This is a genomic window from Mesorhizobium sp. 2RAF45 (assembly GCF_052115225.1).
GTDB lineage: Bacteria > Pseudomonadota > Alphaproteobacteria > Rhizobiales > Rhizobiaceae > Mesorhizobium > Mesorhizobium jarvisii.
Window position 1 is genome coordinate 1 of the sequence record NZ_JBFRGG010000036.1, and the last position, 1,120, is coordinate 1,120.

The 1,120-nt window shown below is 57.4% G+C and carries 2 protein-coding genes and 1 tRNA gene; 1 reads left to right on the forward strand and 2 read right to left on the reverse strand.

The annotated features are described in order from the left end of the window. Both AB4Z43_RS33450 and AB4Z43_RS33455 read right to left on the reverse strand, forming a co-directional pair. Window positions 1–132: porin (locus AB4Z43_RS33450; protein ID WP_366015734.1), on the reverse strand; the 132-nt coding region annotated here is incomplete at its 3' end. A gap of 294 nt (window positions 133–426) precedes the next feature. Beyond that, window positions 427–517: transfer RNA gene (locus AB4Z43_RS33455), tRNA-Ser, on the reverse strand. 471 nt (window positions 518–988) lie between these two features. On the opposite strand from AB4Z43_RS33455, the gene AB4Z43_RS33460 reads away from it, so the two are divergent. Beyond that, window positions 989–1,120 (forward strand): porin (locus AB4Z43_RS33460; RefSeq protein ID WP_366015734.1); only part of this gene is annotated, 132 nt, incomplete at its 3' end.

Consider the following 1,120-nt stretch of genomic DNA (forward strand, 5'->3'; position numbering starts at 1 on the left):
GCCGTAGACGTCGCAAATCTTGACGTATTCAGCGGGTTCCGGCTCGGCGACGACGACGGCGTCGGCGGCGCGCGCACCGGAAACTGCGATCAGGGCCGCAGCGGAGCCGAGAAGAAGGCTCTTGATGTTCATTTTCTGACCTCCAGTCAGAATCGGGAGTAGAGGTCGGCGAAAAACGGATCGAATGGCCGTTTTTMTTTTTATCTCAGATAGATAGCATCATGGGCCGTCGGTGGGACGCAGTTCGCCAAAATCGCTTGCTCGCAAAAGCCTTGCCTGATCCGGTCTTGAAATGCCGCTTCAGCTGCCGTGCATTGGCCTCCGCTTCGACCGCAATACACGCCTTCAAGACGACAGGCAGATGACCCTTGGTCGACGTCACATGGCCTGGTTGATGCGATTCGAAGCGCACAGCGCGAAGCAGGATGGCGGAGAGGATGGGATTCGAACCCACGAGAAGCTTTTGACCTCTACTCCCTTAGCAGGGGAGCGCCTTCGACCACTCGGCCACCTCTCCGTTGCGCCGCTGGATAAAGAAAAGCGCCGGCACAATCAACAAGCCCCAGCCATTATCTCCGAAAAAGAAATCATAATATGGAAAATAAGAGGCGCACCGAAGCCCGCCTTTCCTGGTTTAGGCGGTTCTGCGGCAAATCCCTGGCTAATGACTCGCGGCCTTGCCTTGATTCCGCCAGCCGGTCGTCGGATTCGGCTGGAAATAAGCGCTTGCGGCGGGCCTGATGGTTAACGAGAGCTTTCTGAGTGAGGCCAAATCGTGTCATTTGTGCAACAACGCTGGGGGATAGCAGCCAAACTGCCCTTTCGCCGGTACGATCGTTGTTGAACGCCGCCGCCTCATGGGTAATGTCGGGTTCGAAGGAGCGGCGCGGTGCGCATCTTTTTCGGTAGTGGGGATGGGGCAGGGAACGCTGTCCTTCAGCAAAGAATACCCAGACCCGTTTTTTAACTTTTGACTGGAGGTCAGAAAATGAACATCAAGAGCCTTCTTCTCGGCTCCGCTGCGGCCCTGATCGCAGTTTCCGGTGCGCGCGCCGCCGACGCCGTCGTCGTCGCCGAGCCGGAACCCGCTGAATACGTCAAGATTTGCGACGTCTACGGC